Origin of the sequence: Pseudomonas sp. R3-57 (genome assembly GCF_051132065.1) — a bacterium.
Lineage (GTDB): Bacteria > Pseudomonadota > Gammaproteobacteria > Pseudomonadales > Pseudomonadaceae > Aquipseudomonas.
The window spans coordinates 4,114,083-4,132,547 of record NZ_CP071655.1 but is presented as its reverse complement, the minus strand read 5'-3'; the positions used below and the strand labels follow the sequence as shown (position 1 = coordinate 4,132,547).

Genomic DNA, 18,465 nt, shown 5'->3' with positions numbered 1-18,465 from the left:
CTCGTTCGTGGCGCATTCATCCGAAAAGATTTGCAGCGCAGCGTCTGGCTTCATCGCGAGCAGGCTCACTCTTATAGGGGAACGCTTTCCAAATTGTAGGAGTGAGCCTGCTTGCGATAGCCGCAACTCGGTTTCAACTGTGAAACAGCAACACAAGCAGCACCACATTCCCCAACAAGGCCAGCAGCGCCATGGTCCGCCAGACCTTCAGCGGCTCGCGCTCCAGCAAAGGTCTGGGCCGCACGCTCAAACTGCGTCGCTCACCCTGTTCCAGCAGCAGCAACCATTCTTCCGCCGTTTCAAAGCGCTGCTGCGGATCGGCGGCGACGCCGCGCTCAAGGCTCTGCGCCAGCCATTCCGGCAGATCCGGGCGAAACCGACTAGCGCTCACCGGCACGCCAAATCGCGGCCGCTGAAAGGCTTCGATCTCGCCATACGGAAAATGCCCGGTGAGCAGGTAATACAGGGTCACGCCGAGCGCATACAAATCCTGCTGCACGCTCGGCGAATCGCCGCGAAACGCTTCCGGGGCAATGAAACTCGGGGTTCCCGGCAACGTCGACGGCGCGTCTTGCGACAGACCGGGGCAATAAGCGAGGCCGAAGTCCAGCAGACGCAATTCGCCGTCATCGCCCCAATGCAGGTTTTCCGGTTTGATGTCGCGGTGCAGGATTTGCCGCCGATGCAGCAGGCCGACCGCGCGCAGCAAGCGCTCGGCGATGTCCTGCCATTGCGCCAGCGGCAGCGGGCCGTGTTGTTGAAACAATTGGGCGAGAGTCGTTCCCGGGTATTCGCGCATCACGTAATACAGATGCTGGCGCTGCGGGCAGGCATGCACTTCGGGGAAGTGCCGGCCGGCGACGCGCCTGAGAAACCATTCTTCGGACAGTAGCGCTTGCCCGGCCTGCGGGTCGTCCGCCAGGCGCGCCGGCAGGGTTTTCAACAGCCACGACTGGCCTTGGCCATCGGCGACCCGGTACAGCAGCGATTGCTGACTCTGCGCAACAATGCCTTGCACCTGCCAGCTTTCGAATGACTGAGCGGGTTTCAGTGGTGGCGGCAACGGCCATTGTTGCAAGTGAATCAAAGCGTCGCCAATGCTCGATTCGCCAAGCGCATCGACGCGCACCAGCAAGGCACTGGCGTTGTCCTGACTGCCGGCCAGATGCGCGGCGTTGATCAGCGTCTGTGCGGCGCTCGTCAGATCCGGTTGATCACGCAGAATCGCCGCGATTGCGGTATCGCCCAGCGTCGACCAGACGCCATCGCTGAGCAGCACGAAGCTTTCGCCTTCCTGCAGTTCACCATCGAGAAAATCCAGCACCAGGTGCTGGTCCAGTCCCAGCGCGCGCTTGAGGACATGTTGCATACCCGGCTGGTCCCAGACGTGATCCTCGGAGATGCGCTGCAACGTGTCGGCGTGCCAGCGATACACCCGGCAATCGCCGACATGGGCGAGGGTGAAGCGCTGCCCGCGCAGCACCAGCGCACTGACCGTGGTCAGCAGCGGTTGCCCGCCGCCATTGGCCTGCAACCAACGGTTTTGCGCGAGCAACAGACGATCCAGCGCTTGCGCCACGCTCCAGGTTTCCGGGGTGGCGTAGTAGTCCAGCGCCAGCGCCTGCAAGGTCGAGCGCGCGGCGAGGCCGCCATCGGCGCACTGGCTGACGCCGTCGGCGATGGCGAACAGATAGCCTTTGCTCGCCGCCAGCGCTGGCGCCGGCGTCACCGCACGCAGCGCGTCCTGATTTTCCGCGCGCGGGCCGGTGGCGCTGGCTTCGGCAAAGCTCAGTTGCAGAGCCATCGACGCCTCAGACTCGCGCCGCCGTTACCGCTGCCGAACCCCAGGTGGTCCGCCAGCGGCGCTTGACGCCGTGCAGGCCAAACCATGCCAGGACGCCGAGGCTGGCGAACAACCACAGCGCCAGTTGATAGCTGCCGGTGCTCTGCTTGATTGCGCCCATGCCGGCCGCCAGAGCAAAACCGCCGATGCCGCCGGCCATGCCGATCAACCCGGTCATCACACCGATTTCCAGACGAAAGCGCTGCGGCACCAGTTGAAACACCGCACCGTTGCCGGCACCCAGGCCGAGCATGGTGCAGACGAAGAGCGCCAGTGCAGCGTAGGAACTTGGCAGGTTGAAGCCAACGGCGGCGATGCAGATGGCGGCGACGGTGTACATCGCCAGCAGGGTGCGGATGCCACCGAAGCGATCGGCCAGCGCGCCACCCAGTGGGCGCATCAGGCTGCCGCCGAACACGCAGGCGGCGGTGTAGTAACCGGCGGTCACCGGGCTCAAACCGTATTGATCGTTGAAGTAGCCGGGCAGGGCGCTGGCCAGACCGATGAAGCCGCCGAAGGTCACGCTGTAGAAAAACATGAACCACCAGCTGTCACGGTCGCCAAGGGCTTTGAAGTAATCGGCCATGGCTTTGGCTTTCGGCCGCTGCGGGGCGTTTTTCGCCAGCAAGGCGAACAGCACCAATGTCAGGACTAGTGGGATCAGCGCAAAGCCAAAGACATTGCTCCAGCCGAATGCGGCGGCAATCACTGGCGCGAGCAGCGCGGCGAAGACTGTCCCGGAGTTGCCCGCACCGGCAATGCCCATGGCTTTGCCCTGATGCTCTGGCGGATACCATTGCGAGGCCAGCGGCAGGGCCACGGCGAACGAGGCGCCGGCCATGCCGAGGAAGAGGCCGAGGATCAGCGCCTGCTCGTAACTGTGAATGCCGAGTTTCCACGCGCCGAACAGTGCGCAGATGACGATGACCTGACCGATCAGCCCGGCGGTTTTCGGCGACAGCCGATCGGCCAGCATGCCCATGGCGAAGCGCAGCACCGCGCCGGCGAGAATCGGCGTGGCGACGACCAGACCGCGTTGTTGGGTGGTCAGTTGCAGGTCGGTGGCAATCTGCACCGCCAGCGGGCCGAGCAGGTACCAGACCATGAAGCTCAGGTCGAAATACAGAAAGGCCGCGAACAGGGTCGGGGTGTGGCCGGATTTCCAGAAGCTTGAATTCATCGCGCACCTCAGCTGATAAGAGTCTCGGGAGTCATGCACAGCAGGTGGAGCGCCTGCACGGCCGCACCACCGGCCCCGGTCTGTGGGGCCAAAACGCAAAAACGCCGCTACCGGATTCGCTAAAGGGCGAATGGGGTGAGCGACGTCTTTGTCGTGGGTGGGGCAACCGCCGTTGGTTACCTGAGGGAATGCTTAGCGAGATTTGTGCCAACAATCGAAGACCGAGGTGCATCCTTCGCGAGCAGGCTCGCTCCCACAGGGGAATTCAGATCGTTCCCATGCTCCGCGTGGGAATGCCGCCATGGACGCTCCGCGTCCGCTCTTGCGAGGTGACGCAGAGCGTCACGGGATGCATTCCCACGCAGAGCGTGGGAACGATCAGTCAGCCCAGCAACTCGCTCATGGCAATTATTTGCTCCGCCACCTGTATCAGCTTCTGCTGCCGGCTCATGGCCTGGCGCCGCATCAGGGTGTAAGCCTCTTCCTCGTTGCAATCCTTCATCTTCATCAACAAGCCCTTGGCCAGCTCGATGCGCTTGCGCTCGGCCAGTTGCTGGTCCCGTGCCTGCAACTGCGCACGCAAGGCCTGGTCGCTTTCGAAGCGCGCCATCGCCACATCCAGAATCGGCTGAAGGCGCTGGGCGTGAATACCCTCCACGATGTAAGCGCTGACCCCGGACTTGATCGCCTGGCGCATCACCGTCGGGTCATGCTCGTCGGTAAACATCACGATCGGCCGTGGCTGGTCGCGGCTGACGAGCACCACTTGCTCCATGACATCGCGGCTTGGTGACTCGGTATCGATCAGGATCACGTCCGGGCGCACCGTTTCGACGCGGGCGGGCAGGTCGATGGTCAGGCCGGACTCGTCGATCACCTCGAAACCGGCCTCGGTCAACGCGGCCTTCAGACGGCCGACTTTTTTCGCGGTGTCGTTGATCAGTAGAATGCGCAACATGTTCGCGGCCTCCGGTCAGCGCTGGGCAAGCAGGGGAGCGTCGTCGCTCAGCGCGTGCAGCTTGAAGCTACGCGCATAGCCCGCCGGATCGCTGCCGTCCCAGACCTTGCCGTCGAGCAACTGGCTGCTGCGCATGTCGGTGCCCCAGGCGGCCACGCCAACCGCCGTTGCGGCATCGCGATACAACTGCAGTTGCTGAACCTGACGGGCCACGGCGAGGTAGTCCGGGTCGCTGCGCAACAAACCCCAGCGGCGGAACTGGGTCATGAACCACATGCCATCGGAGAGGTACGGCAAGTTGACCTCGCCATGGCCATGAAAGCGCAGCGCGTGCGGGTCTTGCCAGCGGTTGCCGAGGCCGTCGGCATACTCGCCGAGAAAACGCGGTTCGATGCACGCCACCGGCGCGTCGAGGTATTCCGCCGCGCTGAGCAGGTGTGCGGTGCTGCGACGATTTTCCGGGCTGGCTTCGATGAAGCGGCTGGCCTCGAGAATCGCCATCACCAGCGCCCGCGCGGTATTGGGGTATTGCTCGACGAATTCACGGGTGCAACCGAGGACTTTTTCCGGGTGATCGGGCCAGATGGTCTGGCTGGTGGCGAGGGTGAAACCGAGGTCCTGCTGCACCGCGCTGGCGGCCCACGGCTCGCCCACGCAAAAACCGTCGATGCGCCCGGCTTGCAGGTGCGCGACCATTTGCGGCGGCGGTACCACCACACTGTCGACATCCTGCAACGGATGAATGCCTTGGCTCGCCAGCCAGTAATACAGCCACATCGCATGGGTGCCGGTGGGGAAGGTCTGGGCGAAGGTCAGTTTTGCGCGGCTTTGGTGCACGTGGCGGTCGAGCGCTTCAGGACTGTTCACGCCGAGGTTTTGCAGGTTGCGTGAAAGGTTGAGGCTTTGGCCGTTCTGATTGAGGCCCATCAGCACCGCCATGTCGGTCGGCGCAACACCGCCGATGCCCAGATGCACAGCGTAGATCAAGCCGTACAAGCTGTGCGCGGCGTCGAGTTCGCCGCTGACCAGGTTGTCGCGCAGGTTGGCCCAAGAGGCCTGGCGCTTGAGGTTCAGGGTCAGGCCGTACGGCTGGGCAAAGCCCTGCGTGGCCGCGACGACGACCGAGGCGCAATCGCTCAGGGCCATGAAGCCGAGGTTGATCGCGCTCTTTTCCGGCGCATCGCTGCCATTGACCCAGGCCAGTGGCCCGACCGTCAGTTCATTCATATACCGCCACCTCGAAAAAAAAAGCGCCGCCGCGGACTTTGCCCAGGCAAACCCGTCGACGACGCCATTGTCCGTGCTCGTCTGCCGTCATTGGCCGGCGAGTTGATAACCGGGAAAGTGCAAGGCATATGCCACCGGCGCGATTTGTGGCGTGCGCCTCGCGCCGCGGGGTGATGCCCGGCTATAATCGCCGCCTCTTTTCGCCGCCCGAGTCATCGCCGCCCATGTACACCCTGGCCCGTCAGCTGTTGTTCAAACTTTCCCCGGAAACCTCCCACGATCTGTCGCTGGATCTGATCGGCGCGGGTGGGCGTTTGGGTCTCAACGGCTTGCTGTGCAAGGCGCCGGCGCAGGTGCCAGTGACCGTCATGGGCCTGGAGTTTCCCAACCCGGTGGGGCTGGCGGCCGGTCTGGACAAGAACGGCGCGGCCATCGATGGTTTCGCACAACTGGGTTTTGGCTTTGTCGAAATCGGTACCGTGACCCCGCGTCCACAACCGGGTAACCCGAAACCACGGATTTTCCGCCTGCCGGAAGCCGAGGCGATCATCAACCGCATGGGCTTCAACAACCTCGGCGTCGATAACCTGCTGACGCGGGTCGCTGCGGCGAAATACCAGGGCGTGCTGGGCATCAACATCGGCAAGAACTTCGACACCCCGGTCGAACGTGCGGTCGACGATTACCTGATCTGCCTCGACAAGGTCTATGCCCACGCCAGCTATGTGACGGTCAACGTCAGCTCGCCGAACACCCCGGGCCTGCGCAGCCTGCAGTTTGGTGATTCGCTCAAGCAGTTGCTCGCCGACCTGGCCACGCGCCGCGCCGAACTCGCGCTGCGGCACGGCAAGCATGTGCCGCTGGCAATCAAGATCGCCCCGGACATGACCGACGAAGAAACCGTGCAGGTGGCGCAGGCGCTGATCGAAACCGGCATGGACGCGGTGATCGCCACCAACACCACCCTCAGCCGGGTCGGCGTTGAAGGCATGGAGCATGGCGACGAGGCGGGCGGTCTGTCCGGCGCACCGGTACGCGAGAAGAGCACCCACACCGTGAAGGTACTGGCGGGTGAGCTGGCCGGGCGTTTGCCGATCATCGCCGCCGGCGGGATCACCGAAGGCAAGCACGCGGCCGAGAAGATTGAGGCCGGTGCCAGCCTGGTGCAGATTTATTCGGGCTTCATCTATAAAGGCCCAGCATTGATTCGCGAAGCGGTCGACGCCATCGCCGCGTTGCGCTGAGCCATCTGCCATCACGGTGATCCCCTGTAGGAGTGAGCCTGCTCGCGATAGCGGTGTACCAGTCACTCATGAAGTGACTGAACAAAAGCTATCGCGAGCAGGCTCACTCCTACAGGTTATGTGCTCGGCAGAAAAAATATGCAGGCAATAAAAAGGGCTCCTCGAAGGAGCCCCAGGGCCGTAGCCCGCCGTCCGGGAAGGACGTGCGTGGTTAATTCGTTACAAATTCAGATTGTCGTGTCGGAATAAATGCCCTGTGTCAGCCGACGGCGTGAAGTTCGTTGAGTCTGTGGATTCCCGCAGTGCCGGTCATACCGTCCCAGTTGTCGCCGCGTCCTTCTCGCCAGCCGTTGATCCAGGCTTGACGTACCGACGGTAGAGTAAATGGGCAAAGCTCACGGGATTTGCCACCAACGCCATATTGATATCCGCGCAAAAACGCTCTTTCCAACGGATCACGCTTAAGTCTTCTCATAGGGTGTTTCCCTCACTTGTTGACTGTAGTGTCGCGTTGACCTCAATTGAGGTCTGGCAGAAGAAACCTGCCATGGTGCGGCTCGCTGCCGGCGTGGCGAGCCAAGGTGTTGACGCCGTTGCGACGTCAACCTGTATGCAGTTCTAACCAATGAGTCACAGCGAGGGAATGACCGTTTTGTCATAAGCACGTAACGGAAAGGATGCTATGGCAATAAGTAACCGTGTATTTATTGACCGTTTTGTGAGCAAACCCCGGTATGATCGGCGCCGCGCTGGATAATGGGGTTAATTCTTTAGTGAGAATGACCCACGTTTGCGCTCAGGTACTAAGCGACGAAGGGTCACTTCAAGACATTTTGTTGCCTCAACTTTTTTATCTGTCCCGGCATCTAAGCTCTTTTAACCCGAGCAGCGGGGATGGAACGGCACACCTTCGTGCCACGCGGGCGCTCTTTCAGAAAAGCGCCTGATTGAAAACCGGATCGGCAATGCGTTGCCGGTCCACTAGCCAAAGGCTCTGGAAATCACCATGTCCGACCGTTTCGAACTCTTCCTCACTTGCCCCAAAGGCCTTGAAGGCCTGCTCATCGAGGAAGCCGTCGGGCTTGGCCTTGAAGAAGCGCGCGAGCACACTTCCGCCGTGCGTGGCATGGCGACCATGGAAACCGCCTATCGCCTGTGCCTCTGGTCGCGTCTGGCCAACCGCGTGTTGCTGGTGCTCAAGCGCTTTCCGATGAAAGACGCTGAGGACCTGTACCACGGCGTGCTCGACATCGACTGGCAGGACCACATGCTCAGCGACGGCACCCTGGCCGTCGAATTCAGCGGCCACGGCTCGGGCATCGACAACACCCACTTCGGCGCGTTGAAAGTCAAAGACGCCATCGTCGACAAACTGCGCACGCCGCAGGGCGACCGCCCGTCGATCGACAAGCTCAATCCGGACCTGCGCATTCACCTGCGTCTGGATCGCGGCGAAGCGATCCTCTCCCTCGACCTCTCCGGGCACAGCCTGCACCAGCGCGGCTATCGTTTGCAGCAGGGCGCAGCACCGCTGAAGGAAAACCTTGCGGCTGCAATCCTGATCCGTTCCGGCTGGCCGCGTATTGCCGCCGAAGGTGGCGCACTGGCCGACCCGATGTGCGGTGTCGGTACGTTCCTCGTCGAAGCGGCGATGATCGCTGCCGACATGGCGCCGAACCTGCGTCGTGAACAGTGGGGCTTCACCGCCTGGCTCGGCCACGTTCCGGCGCTGTGGAAAAAGCTCCACGAAGAAGCTGTTGAACGCGCTGCGGCCGGTCTGGCCAAGCCACCGCTGTGGATTCGCGGTTACGAAGCTGATCCGCGCTTGATCCAGCCGGGCCGCAACAACGTTGAACGCGCCGGCCTGAGTGAGTGGATCAAGATCTATCAGGGCGAAGTCGCGACGTTCGAACCGCGCCCGGACCAGAACCAGAAAGGTCTGGTCATCTGCAACCCGCCGTACGGCGAGCGTCTCGGTGACGAAGCCAGCCTGTTGTACCTCTACCAGAACCTCGGCGAGCGGCTGCGTCAGGCCTGCCTGAACTGGGAAGCGGCGGTGTTCACCGGCGCCCCGGATCTGGGCAAGCGCATGGGCATTCGCAGCCACAAACAGTATTCGTTCTGGAACGGCGCGCTGCCGTGCAAGCTGCTGCTGATCAAGGTCCTGCCGGACCAGTTTGTCACTGGCGAGCGGCGCACCCCGGAACAACGTCAGGCCGAGCGTGAGCAAGCGGCCTACGATCAGACCCCGGACGAGCCGCAGGAACGCAAGTTCAACAAGAACGGCAACCCGATCAAGCCGACGCCAGCCCCGGCACCGGTAATCGAACAGCCGCGCTTGAGCGAAGGCGGGCAGATGTTCGCCAACCGTCTGCAAAAGAACCTCAAGGCGATGGGCAAGTGGGTCAAGCGCGAAGGCATCGATTGCTACCGTGTCTACGATGCCGACATGCCTGAGTATGCGATGGCCATCGACCTGTACCACGACTGGGTGCACGTTCAGGAATACGCCGCGCCGAAATCCATCGACCCGGAAAAAGCCTCGGCGCGTATGTTCGATGCGCTGGCAGCGATTCCGCAGGCGCTGAACGTCGACAAGAGCCGCGTGGTGGTCAAGCGTCGCGAACGTCAAAGCGGCACCAAACAGTACGAGCGTCAGGCGGCGCAGGGCAAGTTTGTCGAGGTCAATGAAGGCGGGGTGAAGCTGCTGGTCAACCTCACCGACTACCTCGACACCGGCCTGTTCCTCGACCACCGGCCGATGCGCATGCGCATTCAGAAAGAGGCCGCCGGCAAGCGCTTCCTCAATCTGTTCTGCTACACCGCGACCGCCAGCGTGCACGCGGCCAAGGGCGGCGCGCGCAGCACCACCAGCGTCGACCTGTCGAAAACCTATCTGGACTGGGCGCGTCGCAACCTGTCGCTGAACGGTTTCTCGGACAAGAACCGTCTGGAGCAGGGCGACGTGATGGCCTGGCTGGAAAGCAGCCGCGACGAGTACGACCTGATCTTTATCGACCCGCCGACGTTCTCCAACTCCAAGCGCATGGAAGGTATCTTCGACGTGCAGCGTGATCAGGTGCAGTTGATCGATCTGGCCATGGCGCGTCTGGCATCAGGCGGTGTGCTGTATTTCTCCAACAACTTCCGCAAGTTCCAGCTGGAGGACAACCTCGCCGAACGTTACGCGGTCGAGGAAATCAGCGCGCAGACCATTGATCCGGATTTCGCCCGCAATACCAGGATCCACCGCGCCTGGAAAATCACGGCCCGTTGACGCCAGTCGGGATTGGATCCTCAGAGCCTTGATTTTAAAAGGCTCCGTGGATCTGCCCGCGCTAGCTAAATTAGTGGCTAATAGCTATAACTCACACACGGTCAATGGGGTTTTCCCGTCTATGCTCGCGTAGTGAGTGGTCTTTATGTCGTTGCACCCCGTGCGCCCGAAGATACTGGGCTTTATCAGCGAAGACGTCTCGGCCTGGCTGGTCGCGATGCTGGTATTGCTCGCCGGCGGGATTCTCACGGGGCTGCTCGCCTGGGCCAGCTACAACCAGTTTCAGCAACAACTGCGTCAGCGCTTCCAGCTGCTGGCCAACGAGCGCTACAGCCGCATCGAAGAACGCTTTCAGGATCAGGAGCAGCGCCTCGATGGCCTGCGGCGGTTCTTCGCCAATTCCGAATCAGTCTCCCGCGCCGAATTTGACGGTTACTCGCGACCGTTATTGCTGCGCACCCAAGCCTATACCTATGCCCCCAGAATCAGCGGCGCCGAACGTGCGCTGTTCGAGCAACGCGCGCGTGATGAAGGCCTGAGCACGTTCAACATCCGCGAACTGGATGCCAACGGTGATCTGCAACTGGCCGCGCCGCGCGATGAATACGTGCCGGTGCTGTACACCCAGACGCAGAGTCGCCTGCCGGCGCCGCTGGGATATGACTTGCTCGCTCAGCCATTGCGCCGCGAAACCCTGCAACGTGCCGACCGGCTGCGCAGTCTGGTGGTGTCGCAACCGATGCATCTGGTCGGGATAGAACCTTCGTATGCGCGCGGGGTGTTGCTGCTGGCACCGGTGATTCGCCCGGACGAGGCACAGCCGTTCGGCTATGTGATGGCGGTGATCAGCATGCGCCAGTTGCTCGCCGACGGCTTGCCGGATGCGCTGCATGATTATCTCTCGGTGCGCATTCTCGATCTGTCGACCCATGACCAGCATGAGGTGCTGTTCGAGTCGAGCAATCAGCCAGTGCCGAGCGATCTGGCGGCCACGCGACTGGTGCGCATGGCCGACCACGACTATCAGGTCGATATCCTGCCGAGCGAAGGGTTTCTGCAGGCCAACCACTCGTCGGTCAGCAGCGTGGTGGTCCTGGGCAGCCTGCTCAGTCTGTTGCTCAGTGCACTGCTGTATGTGCTGGTCAGCCAGCGCCAGCGCGCCTTGCGCCTGGTTCAACTGCGCACTCAGGAGCTGCATGCCAGCGAACAGGAACTGCGCGGCACCCACGGCCAGTTGCGCGGGGTGCTCAACGCAGCGACCCAGGTGGCAATCATCGCTACGGATTTGCGTGGCGTGATCAATACCTTCAACCCCGGTGCCGAGCAGATGCTCGGCTACAACAGCGCCGAAGTTGTCGGGCGCATGACCCTGGAAAACCTGCACCTGCCCCGCGAACTGGCGGCCCGCGCGGCCGAGCTGAGCGCGCGCTACGGCAAAAGCATTCCGACCTGTCATGCCATGCTGGTCGAGGGCGGTGAAGTCGGCGGTCACGAGGCCCGCGAATGGACGCTGGTGCGCAACGACGGCAGTCATCTGCCGGTGAACATGCTCGCCACCCCGGTGCTCGATGAGCAGGGTTTGTGGGTCGGCCACCTGGCGATCTGCATCGACATCACCGAGCGCAAGCGCGTGCACGAAGTGCTGGCGGCGCGCGATGTGCTGCTAAAGAAGCTCAGCGCCCATGTGCCCGGTGGCATCTACCAGTTCAAGATGGAATTTGATGGGCGCTTCAGCGTGATCTATGCCAGCGACGGTATCCGCGAGATCTACGAGCTGGAGCCGGACGTGCTGCTGTTCAACGCCGAGGCGATTTTCACCCGCATCCATCCGCAAGACGTCACTCGCGTGCGCTCGTCGATCCGCGCCTCGGCCGAAAGCCTCAGCCCGTGGCGCGAGGAGTACCGCGTGCAACTGCCCGAACGCGGCCTGCGCTGGGTACGCGGCGAGGCGACGCCCGAGGAACTGCCGGGCGGTGGCGTGCTGTGGCACGGCTATATCTCGGACATCTCCGACCTCAAACGCGTGGAAGAAGAACTGCGCGCCTTGTCGATTACCGACTCGCTGACCGGCATTCACAACCGCCGCTACTTCCAGGAACGTCTGACCACCGAAATGGCGCGGGTCGAGCGCGGCGGTGGCGAATTGTCGGTGATCATGCTCGATATCGATCATTTCAAACGGATCAACGACCACTATGGCCACGCCGTGGGCGACCGGGTATTGCAAGCGGTGTGTGAACGAATTGGCCATCGCCTGCGCCGCACCGATGTGTTCTGCCGTCTGGGCGGCGAGGAGTTCATGGTGCTGTGCCCGGACATCGACGGCGAACATGCTTACATGTTGGCGATGGAACTCTGGGAAGGCCTGCGCAGTGCGCCGGTGGACGTGGTCGGCGTGGTCACGGCGAGTTTCGGCATCGCCAGCTGGCGACCGGGGGAGGGTGCGGATGCGTTGTTGCTGCGGGCAGACTCGGGCGTTTACGCAGCGAAGCAGAATGGCCGTGACCGGGTTGAGCGGCAGATGAACTCAGCCGATTACACCGATCCCCTGTAGGAGTGAGCCTGCTCGCGATAGCGTCAGTCGAGATACATATCAGTGACTGATACACCGCTATCGCGAGCAGGCGAAGGCCTACAAGGGGTTGTGTGTTGGTCAGAGGACCGAAGCGGTCTGCGGCAGTTTCGGCTGTTTGTACAGATCCAGCAGCACCTGATCGAGCACCGACGATGCGCCGAACGGTGCCTTGTCATTGAGGATCGCCACCACCGCCCAGGTGTTGCCATTCACATCGCGGCTGAACCCGGCAATCGCCCGCACGGTGTTCAACGTACCGGTCTTGATGTGCGCTTCACCGCGCATGGCGGTGGTCTTCAGGCGTTTGCGCATGGTGCCGTCGGTGCCGGCGATCGGCATCGAGCTGATGTATTCGGCGGCATACGGGCTGTGCCACGCCGCTTGCAGCATGCTCGCCATTTCACGGGCGCTGACGCGTTCGGCGCGGGACAGGCCGGAGCCGTTCTCCATCACCAGATGCGGCGCGGTGATGCCTTTCTTCGCCAGCCACTGGCGTACTACGCGTTGTGCGGCCTTGGCGTCGTCACCGTCGGCTTCGTTGCGGAAACGCTGACCGAGGCTGAGGAACAACTGCTGGGCCATGGTGTTGTTACTGTATTTGTTGATGTCGCGGATGATCTCGGCGAGGTCCGGCGAGTAGGCGCGGGCCAGCAGCTTGGCATTGCCCGGCGTCGAGGCCAGACGATCCTGGCCCTGAATGCTGCCACCCAGTTCTTTCCAGATCGCCCGCACCGCGCCGGCGGTGTAGGTCGCGTGATCGAGCAGTGACAGGTAGGTCTGCGAGCTGCAACCTTCGCCCAACTGTCCGGCGACGGTCACGTTGACGCTGCCGTCGGCCTGCGGCACAGGGTTGTAGCGCACGCCGCCGGTGCACTGCTTGGACGGCAGCGCCTTGACTGTATTTTCGATATGGATGCTGGCAATCGGTGGCTCAACGGAAATCAGTACGCGGCCGCCGTCGTTGCGCGCGACGAAGCGCAGCGCCTTGAGATTGACCAGCAGCGAGTCCGGCTTGACCAGGAACGGCTTGTTGTCATCATTGCCGTCGTCGTTGAATTCCGGCAGTTGCGGCTGAATGAAGAAGTTGCGGTCGAGCACCAGATCACCGGTGATCTGGGTCACGCCGTTGGCGCGCAGGTCGCGCATCAGCAACCAGAGTTTTTCCATGTTCAGCTTCGGATCGCCGCCGCCCTTGAGGTAGAGGTTGCCGTTGAGAATGCCGCCGCTCAGATCGCCATCGGTGTAGAACTCGGTTTTCCACTGGTGGTTGGGGCCGAGCATTTCCAGCGCCGCATAAGTGGTCACCAGTTTCATCGTCGACGCCGGGTTCACCGACACGTCGGCGTTGAACACGGTTGGCGTGCCCGGACCTTCCAGCGGCACCATCACCAGCGACAGGGCGCTGGGCTGCAATTTGCTGGCCTTGAGGGCTTTTTCGACGTTGGGGGTGAGGGCGGTGTTGATGGTGGCAGCGGAAACAGGCAGGGCCAGGGGCAGAAGAAGGCCGGCGAGAAGCAGTGGACGCAACGATTTGATCATATGAAATAAAACCCTACAGCCGAGGGGAAAATAACGAGGGCATGGATGAAAAAGCCCTCAGTGGTCATGAAAGTGTCGGCATTATGCCCCAAGCTGTAACAGCTTGTGCCTTGTCGGGGCGTTGCAAATCGTTATTTTTTACAGGCGGTCGGCCACAGAGGCCAGAGAGTCGGGCAATCGCCGGCTTAAACTGGTAAAGTGCCGGCCGTTATTACTTAAGAGGATTGTTCCAATGGCGACTAACCGTTCCCAGCGTCTGCGCAAAAAACTGTGCGTTGATGAATTTCAAGAGCTGGGTTTCGAACTGAACCTGGACTTCAAAGAAGACTTGTCCGAAGAAGCCATTGACGCTTTCCTCGAAGCATTCATCAAAGAAGCCATGGAAGCCAACGGTCTGGGTTATGTCGGCGGCGATGACTTCGGTCTGGTGTGCCTGCAGAAGCGTGGCTCGGTCAACGAAGAGCAGCGTGCTGCCGTTGAAGCCTGGCTGAAAAACCGTTCCGAGCTGACCAAGTACGAAGTCAGCCCGTTGCTGGACGTGTGGTATCCGGAAAAGCCGATCAACGCGGCCAAGTGATACTGAAAAGAACGGCGGCCTGAGGGTCGCCGTTTTTTTTCGTCTGGGGTTTGGGGGTTCGGTTCGGGATCTGCGGTGGAGCTGCCCCTCACCCCAGCCCTCTCCCCTTGGAGAGGGAGCCGATTTATGGGCTTTGCAAAATTTGAGTTCGACTCGGTATCCCATCTCGGCGTATGTCTTCCAGACACCTCGGTCAGTCCCCTCTCCCTCTGGGAGAGGGCTAGGGTGAGGGGCTTTTGACCTTAAGCTTTGCGCCAATTCAAGATCAATAAAGTCAAAACCCCCGCCACAATCCCCCAAAACGCCGACCCAATCGAAAACAGCGTCAACCCCGACGCCGTGACCATAAAGGTAATCAGCGCCGCCTCCCGTTCTTTCACCTCGGTCATGGCAATGCTCAAACCATTGATGATCGAACCAAACAACGCCAGTGCCGCAATCGACAGCACCAGTTCTTTCGGCAGCGCGGCAAACAGTGCCGCCAACGTCGCACCGAACACCCCGGCAATCCCGTAGAAAATCCCGCACCAGACGGCAGCGGTGTAGCGTTTGTCGCGATCTTCGTGGGCGTGCGGGCCGGTGCAGATGGCGGCGCTGATGGCGGCGAGGTTGATGCCGTGGGAGCCGAACGGCGCCAGCAGCAGCGAGGCGATGCCGGTGGTGGTGATCAGCGGCGAGGCCGGTACGTTGTAGCCGTCGGCGCGCAGGACGGCGACGCCGGGCATGTTTTGTGAGGTCATGGCGACCACGAACAGCGGGATGCCGATGCTGATGGTCGCGGCCAATGAAAAGTGCGGAGTGGTCCAGACCGGAGTCGCAACTTCCAGATGAAAGCCGCTGAAGTCGAGCAGGCCCATGGCGCCTGACAGCGCGGTGCCAACCAACAGGGCGGCGAGAACGGCGTAGCGTGGCGACAGGCGTTTGATCAGCAGATACGTGAAGAACATCCCCAGCACCAGCCCGGTACGGTGCTGCGCAGCAACAAAAATTTCGCTGCCGATCTTGAAGAGGATGCCGGCCAGCAAAGCCGCGGCCAGCGAAGCGGGGATCTTCTTCACCAGCCGTTCGAAGCTGCCGGTCAGGCCGCAAATGGTCACCAGCGCTGCGCAGGTAATGTAGGCGCCAATCGCCTCGCCGTAGCTCACACCGCCGAGGCTGGTGATCAAAAGGGCGGCGCCGGGGGTCGACCAGGCGATGGTGATCGGCGTGCGATAGCGCAGCGACAGGCCGATCGAAGACACCGCCATGCCGATCGAAATCGCCCAGATCCACGAGGAAATCTGCCCGCTGGTCAGGCCCGCCGCTTGCCCGGCCTGGAACATCAGCACCAGGGAGCTGGTGTAACCGGTCATCATCGCAATGAAGCCGGCGACGATGGCGGACGGTGTGGTGTCGGCGAGGGGACGCAGGCGGGCGTGGGTGGCGTCGGTCATGACGGTGCTGTTCCTTATACCAATGAAGATCCCCGCCTCAACACAGAACCTGTAGGAGTGAGCCTGCTCGCGATAGCGGTGGGTCAATCGACACTTTTTTGGATGACACACCGCTATCGCGAGCAGGCGAAGGCCTACAGGGGGTTAGCGTTGAAGGCGGATTCTGCGATCAAGCCTAAACTCAAACCCGACGGATCGTTGCAATACAGCCGAAGTCGCAAACAGCCGTACAGTCGTGTTGCCACCATTCATTGTGTACAATCGCGCTGTTTTTTACGCGATACTTGCCAGCGACCTACTGTGCCGTATTACAGTCACGGTCTATTCGCCGCAGTCCTTCCGACCCGAGTGCCCATGAACGAACAGTTGCAACCCCTCAAGAAACAACCGCGAGCAGGCAAAGCCGGGCGCAGCGGAACCCAGGACGATATTGTCTACGCGCATATCTTCGAGGCGATCCTCGAGCAGCGTCTGGCGCCCGGCACCAAGTTGAGCGAAGAAGCGCTGGGGGAAATCTTCGGGGTCAGCCGCACCATCATTCGCCGTGCGCTGTCGCGTCTGGCCCATGAAGGCGTGGTGTTGTTGCGGCCCAACCGTGGCGCGGTGGTCGCCAGCCCGAGCGTGGAAGAGGCGCGTCAGGTGTTTCTCGCGCGCCGTCTGGTCGAGCGTGCGATCACAGAACTGGCGGTGCAGCATGCAACGGCCGAGCAGATCGCCGAATTGCGGCAAATGGTCAATGACGAACGCGACAGTTTCTCGCGCGGTGATCGCGGCGCCGGTATTCGTCTCTCGGGCGAATTTCACCTGAAACTGGCGGAAGCGGCGATGAACGCGCCGTTGATCAGTTTCCAGCGCAGCCTGGTCTCGCAGACTTCGCTGATCATTGCCCAGTATGAAAGCGGCAACCGTTCGCACTGTTCGTACGACGAACACACCCAATTGATCGACGCCATCGAAAAACGCGACGGCGAGTTGGCGGTAAACCTGATGATGCATCACATGGATCACATCGACAGCAAGCTCAACCTCGACGAGGAAGGCGCGTCGGATGACCTGCATGCGGTGTTCTCGCATTTGTTGCAGACCAAGAAGCCGGGGCGTTCGAGCGCCAAGCTCTGAGCTGACACCGAGTTGGCCCCATCGCGAGCAGGCTCACTCCTACAGTTGATCTTTGTTGTTCACACATTTTGTGGCCACTGAAGATCCAATGTAGGAGTGAGCCTGCTCGCGATAGCAATCTGACAGGCAATAAAAAATCCCCTGAACTGAAAAGTACCGGGGTTTTTTTATGCCTTGGGAAAGCTTAGCGCTGATGCACCAGCGCCCCCGCTGCATAGGTCTGTGCCACGGTGCGGTCATCGCCCAGGGTCATCAGCACAAACAACGTTTCGGCAATGTTATTGGATTGCTTCAACCGGTAGCTCAGCAGCGGCGTGGCGTGGTAATCCAGTACCAGAAAATCCGCATCGGAACCCGGTTGCAGGTTGCCGATTCTGTCTTCCAGACGCAGCGCCCGCGCGCCACCCAGCGTCGCCAGATACAGCGACTTGAACGGACTCAGCCGCGCGCCTTGCAGTTGCATCACCTTGTACGCTTCGTTGAGCGTCTGCAGCAGCGAGAAACTGGTGCCGCCACCGACGTCCGTACCGAGGCCGACGTTGAGCTTGTGCTTTTCCGCCATCGGCAAGTTGAACAGACCGCTGCCGAGAAACAGGTTGGAGGTCGGGCAGAACGAGATCGCCGAACCGGTTTCCGCCAGCCGCGCGCACTCGTCATCGCACAAGTGCACGCCATGGGCAAACACCGAGCGCTCGCCGAGCAACTGATAGTGGTCGTAAACGTCGAGGTAGCCTTTGCGTTCCGGGAACAGCTCCTTGACCCACTCGATTTCCTTGAGGTTCTCGCTGATGTGGGTCTGCATGTACAGGTCCGGGTATTCGGTCAGCAGTTGCCCGGCGAGGGTCAGTTGTTCCGGGGTGCTGGTCGGCGCGAAGCGTGGGGTCACCGCATAGTGCAGGCGACCCTTGCCGTGCCAGCGCTCGATCAGCGCCTTGCTCTCGACATAGCTTGATTCAGCGGTATCGACCAGATAGTCCGGGGCGTTGCGGTCCATCATCACCTTGCCGGCGATCATCCGCAGGTCGAGTTTCTCGGCCGCTTCAAAAAATGAGTTCACCGATTGCGGGTGCACGCTGCCGAACACCAGCGCGGTGGTGGTGCCGTTGCGCAGCAGTTCCTTGATGAAAATGTCCGCGACCTCGTCGGCGTGGGCCTTGTCGCCGAACTGGCTTTCGCAGGGGAAGGTGTAGGTGTTGAGCCAGTCGAGCAATTGCTCGCCGTAGGAGCCGACCATGCCGGTTTGCGGCAGATGAATGTGGGTATCGATAAAGCCCGGGGTAATCAGCGCGTCCTGATAATGCTCGATTTCAATGTCCGCCGGCAGAGTCGGCAGCAGGTCGCTGGCGTGGCCGAGGGCGCTGATCTTGCCGCCATCGACCACCAGCAGGCCGTCCTCGAAATATTCGTAGGAGGCTTCGATGCCGACTTCGGCGGGGTCGGCAATGCTGTGCAGGATGGCGGCGCGGTAGGCTTTGCGAGTCAGAGGCATGAGG

The 18,465-nt window shown here is 61.5% G+C and carries 13 protein-coding genes; 5 read left to right on the top strand and 8 right to left on the bottom strand.

Annotated elements, in window-relative coordinates; all coding sequences use genetic code 11:
- Positions 1–133: 133 nt before the first annotated feature.
- The 4 genes from J3P93_RS18515 to J3P93_RS18500 form a co-directional block, all read right to left on the bottom strand.
- Positions 134–1,804: a protein kinase domain-containing protein gene (locus tag J3P93_RS18515; protein ID WP_434590523.1), complete on the bottom strand. Its 1,671-nt coding sequence runs from the start codon at positions 1,802–1,804 to the stop codon at positions 134–136.
- 7 nt (positions 1,805–1,811) lie between these two features.
- Positions 1,812–3,023 carry a nitrate/nitrite transporter gene (locus J3P93_RS18510; RefSeq protein ID WP_434590520.1) on the bottom strand — a complete coding sequence of 404 codons (1,212 nt, stop codon included), beginning with the start codon at positions 3,021–3,023 and terminating at the stop codon, positions 1,812–1,814.
- Positions 3,024–3,405: 382 nt separating this feature from the next.
- Positions 3,406–3,981 carry an ANTAR domain-containing response regulator gene (locus tag J3P93_RS18505; RefSeq protein ID WP_093103051.1) on the bottom strand — a complete coding sequence of 192 codons (576 nt, stop codon included), beginning with the start codon at positions 3,979–3,981 and terminating at the stop codon, positions 3,406–3,408.
- 15 nt (positions 3,982–3,996) lie between these two features.
- The gene (locus J3P93_RS18500; protein WP_434590516.1) at positions 3,997–5,208 is read right to left on the bottom strand and encodes a CmpA/NrtA family ABC transporter substrate-binding protein; all 1,212 of its coding nucleotides are present in this window, start codon (positions 5,206–5,208) and stop codon (positions 3,997–3,999) included.
- Positions 5,209–5,432: 224 nt separating this feature from the next.
- Between J3P93_RS18500 and J3P93_RS18495 the strand changes: the two genes are divergently transcribed.
- On the top strand, positions 5,433–6,452 hold the full coding sequence (locus J3P93_RS18495) for a quinone-dependent dihydroorotate dehydrogenase (protein ID WP_206415740.1): 1,020 nt from the start codon (positions 5,433–5,435) through the stop codon (positions 6,450–6,452).
- A gap of 259 nt (positions 6,453–6,711) precedes the next feature.
- Here the strand turns inward: J3P93_RS18495 and rmf are convergent, their stop codons facing one another.
- The gene (gene rmf / locus J3P93_RS18490; RefSeq protein ID WP_003223300.1) at positions 6,712–6,927 is read right to left on the bottom strand and encodes a ribosome modulation factor; all 216 of its coding nucleotides are present in this window, start codon (positions 6,925–6,927) and stop codon (positions 6,712–6,714) included.
- Positions 6,928–7,458: 531 nt separating this feature from the next.
- Between rmf and rlmKL the strand changes: the two genes are divergently transcribed.
- Both rlmKL and J3P93_RS18480 read left to right on the top strand, forming a co-directional pair.
- The gene (gene rlmKL, locus J3P93_RS18485; RefSeq protein ID WP_093103042.1) at positions 7,459–9,729 is read left to right on the top strand and encodes a bifunctional 23S rRNA (guanine(2069)-N(7))-methyltransferase RlmK/23S rRNA (guanine(2445)-N(2))-methyltransferase RlmL; all 2,271 of its coding nucleotides are present in this window, start codon (positions 7,459–7,461) and stop codon (positions 9,727–9,729) included.
- Between the two features lie 145 nt (positions 9,730–9,874).
- Positions 9,875–12,283: a sensor domain-containing diguanylate cyclase gene (locus J3P93_RS18480; protein ID WP_434590511.1), complete on the top strand. Its 2,409-nt coding sequence runs from the start codon at positions 9,875–9,877 to the stop codon at positions 12,281–12,283.
- A gap of 99 nt (positions 12,284–12,382) precedes the next feature.
- Here J3P93_RS18480 and dacB read toward each other — a convergent pair whose 3' ends face one another.
- Complete coding sequence (gene dacB, locus J3P93_RS18475) at positions 12,383–13,843, bottom strand: D-alanyl-D-alanine carboxypeptidase/D-alanyl-D-alanine endopeptidase (protein ID WP_434590508.1); 1,461 nt, start codon at positions 13,841–13,843, stop codon at positions 12,383–12,385.
- Between the two features lie 232 nt (positions 13,844–14,075).
- On the opposite strand from dacB, the gene J3P93_RS18470 reads away from it, so the two are divergent.
- Positions 14,076–14,420 carry a YggL family protein gene (locus J3P93_RS18470; RefSeq protein ID WP_016773843.1) on the top strand — a complete coding sequence of 115 codons (345 nt, stop codon included), beginning with the start codon at positions 14,076–14,078 and terminating at the stop codon, positions 14,418–14,420.
- A 242-nt stretch (positions 14,421–14,662) separates the two neighbouring features.
- Here the strand turns inward: J3P93_RS18470 and J3P93_RS18465 are convergent, their stop codons facing one another.
- On the bottom strand, positions 14,663–15,853 hold the full coding sequence (locus tag J3P93_RS18465) for a benzoate/H(+) symporter BenE family transporter (RefSeq protein WP_434590504.1): 1,191 nt from the start codon (positions 15,851–15,853) through the stop codon (positions 14,663–14,665).
- A 354-nt stretch (positions 15,854–16,207) separates the two neighbouring features.
- On the opposite strand from J3P93_RS18465, the gene J3P93_RS18460 reads away from it, so the two are divergent.
- Positions 16,208–16,972: a GntR family transcriptional regulator gene (locus tag J3P93_RS18460; protein ID WP_039763010.1), complete on the top strand. Its 765-nt coding sequence runs from the start codon at positions 16,208–16,210 to the stop codon at positions 16,970–16,972.
- Between the two features lie 184 nt (positions 16,973–17,156).
- Here J3P93_RS18460 and guaD read toward each other — a convergent pair whose 3' ends face one another.
- Positions 17,157–18,461: a guanine deaminase gene (guaD, locus tag J3P93_RS18455; RefSeq protein ID WP_434590501.1), complete on the bottom strand. Its 1,305-nt coding sequence runs from the start codon at positions 18,459–18,461 to the stop codon at positions 17,157–17,159.
- Between the last annotated feature and the right edge of the window lie 4 nt (positions 18,462–18,465).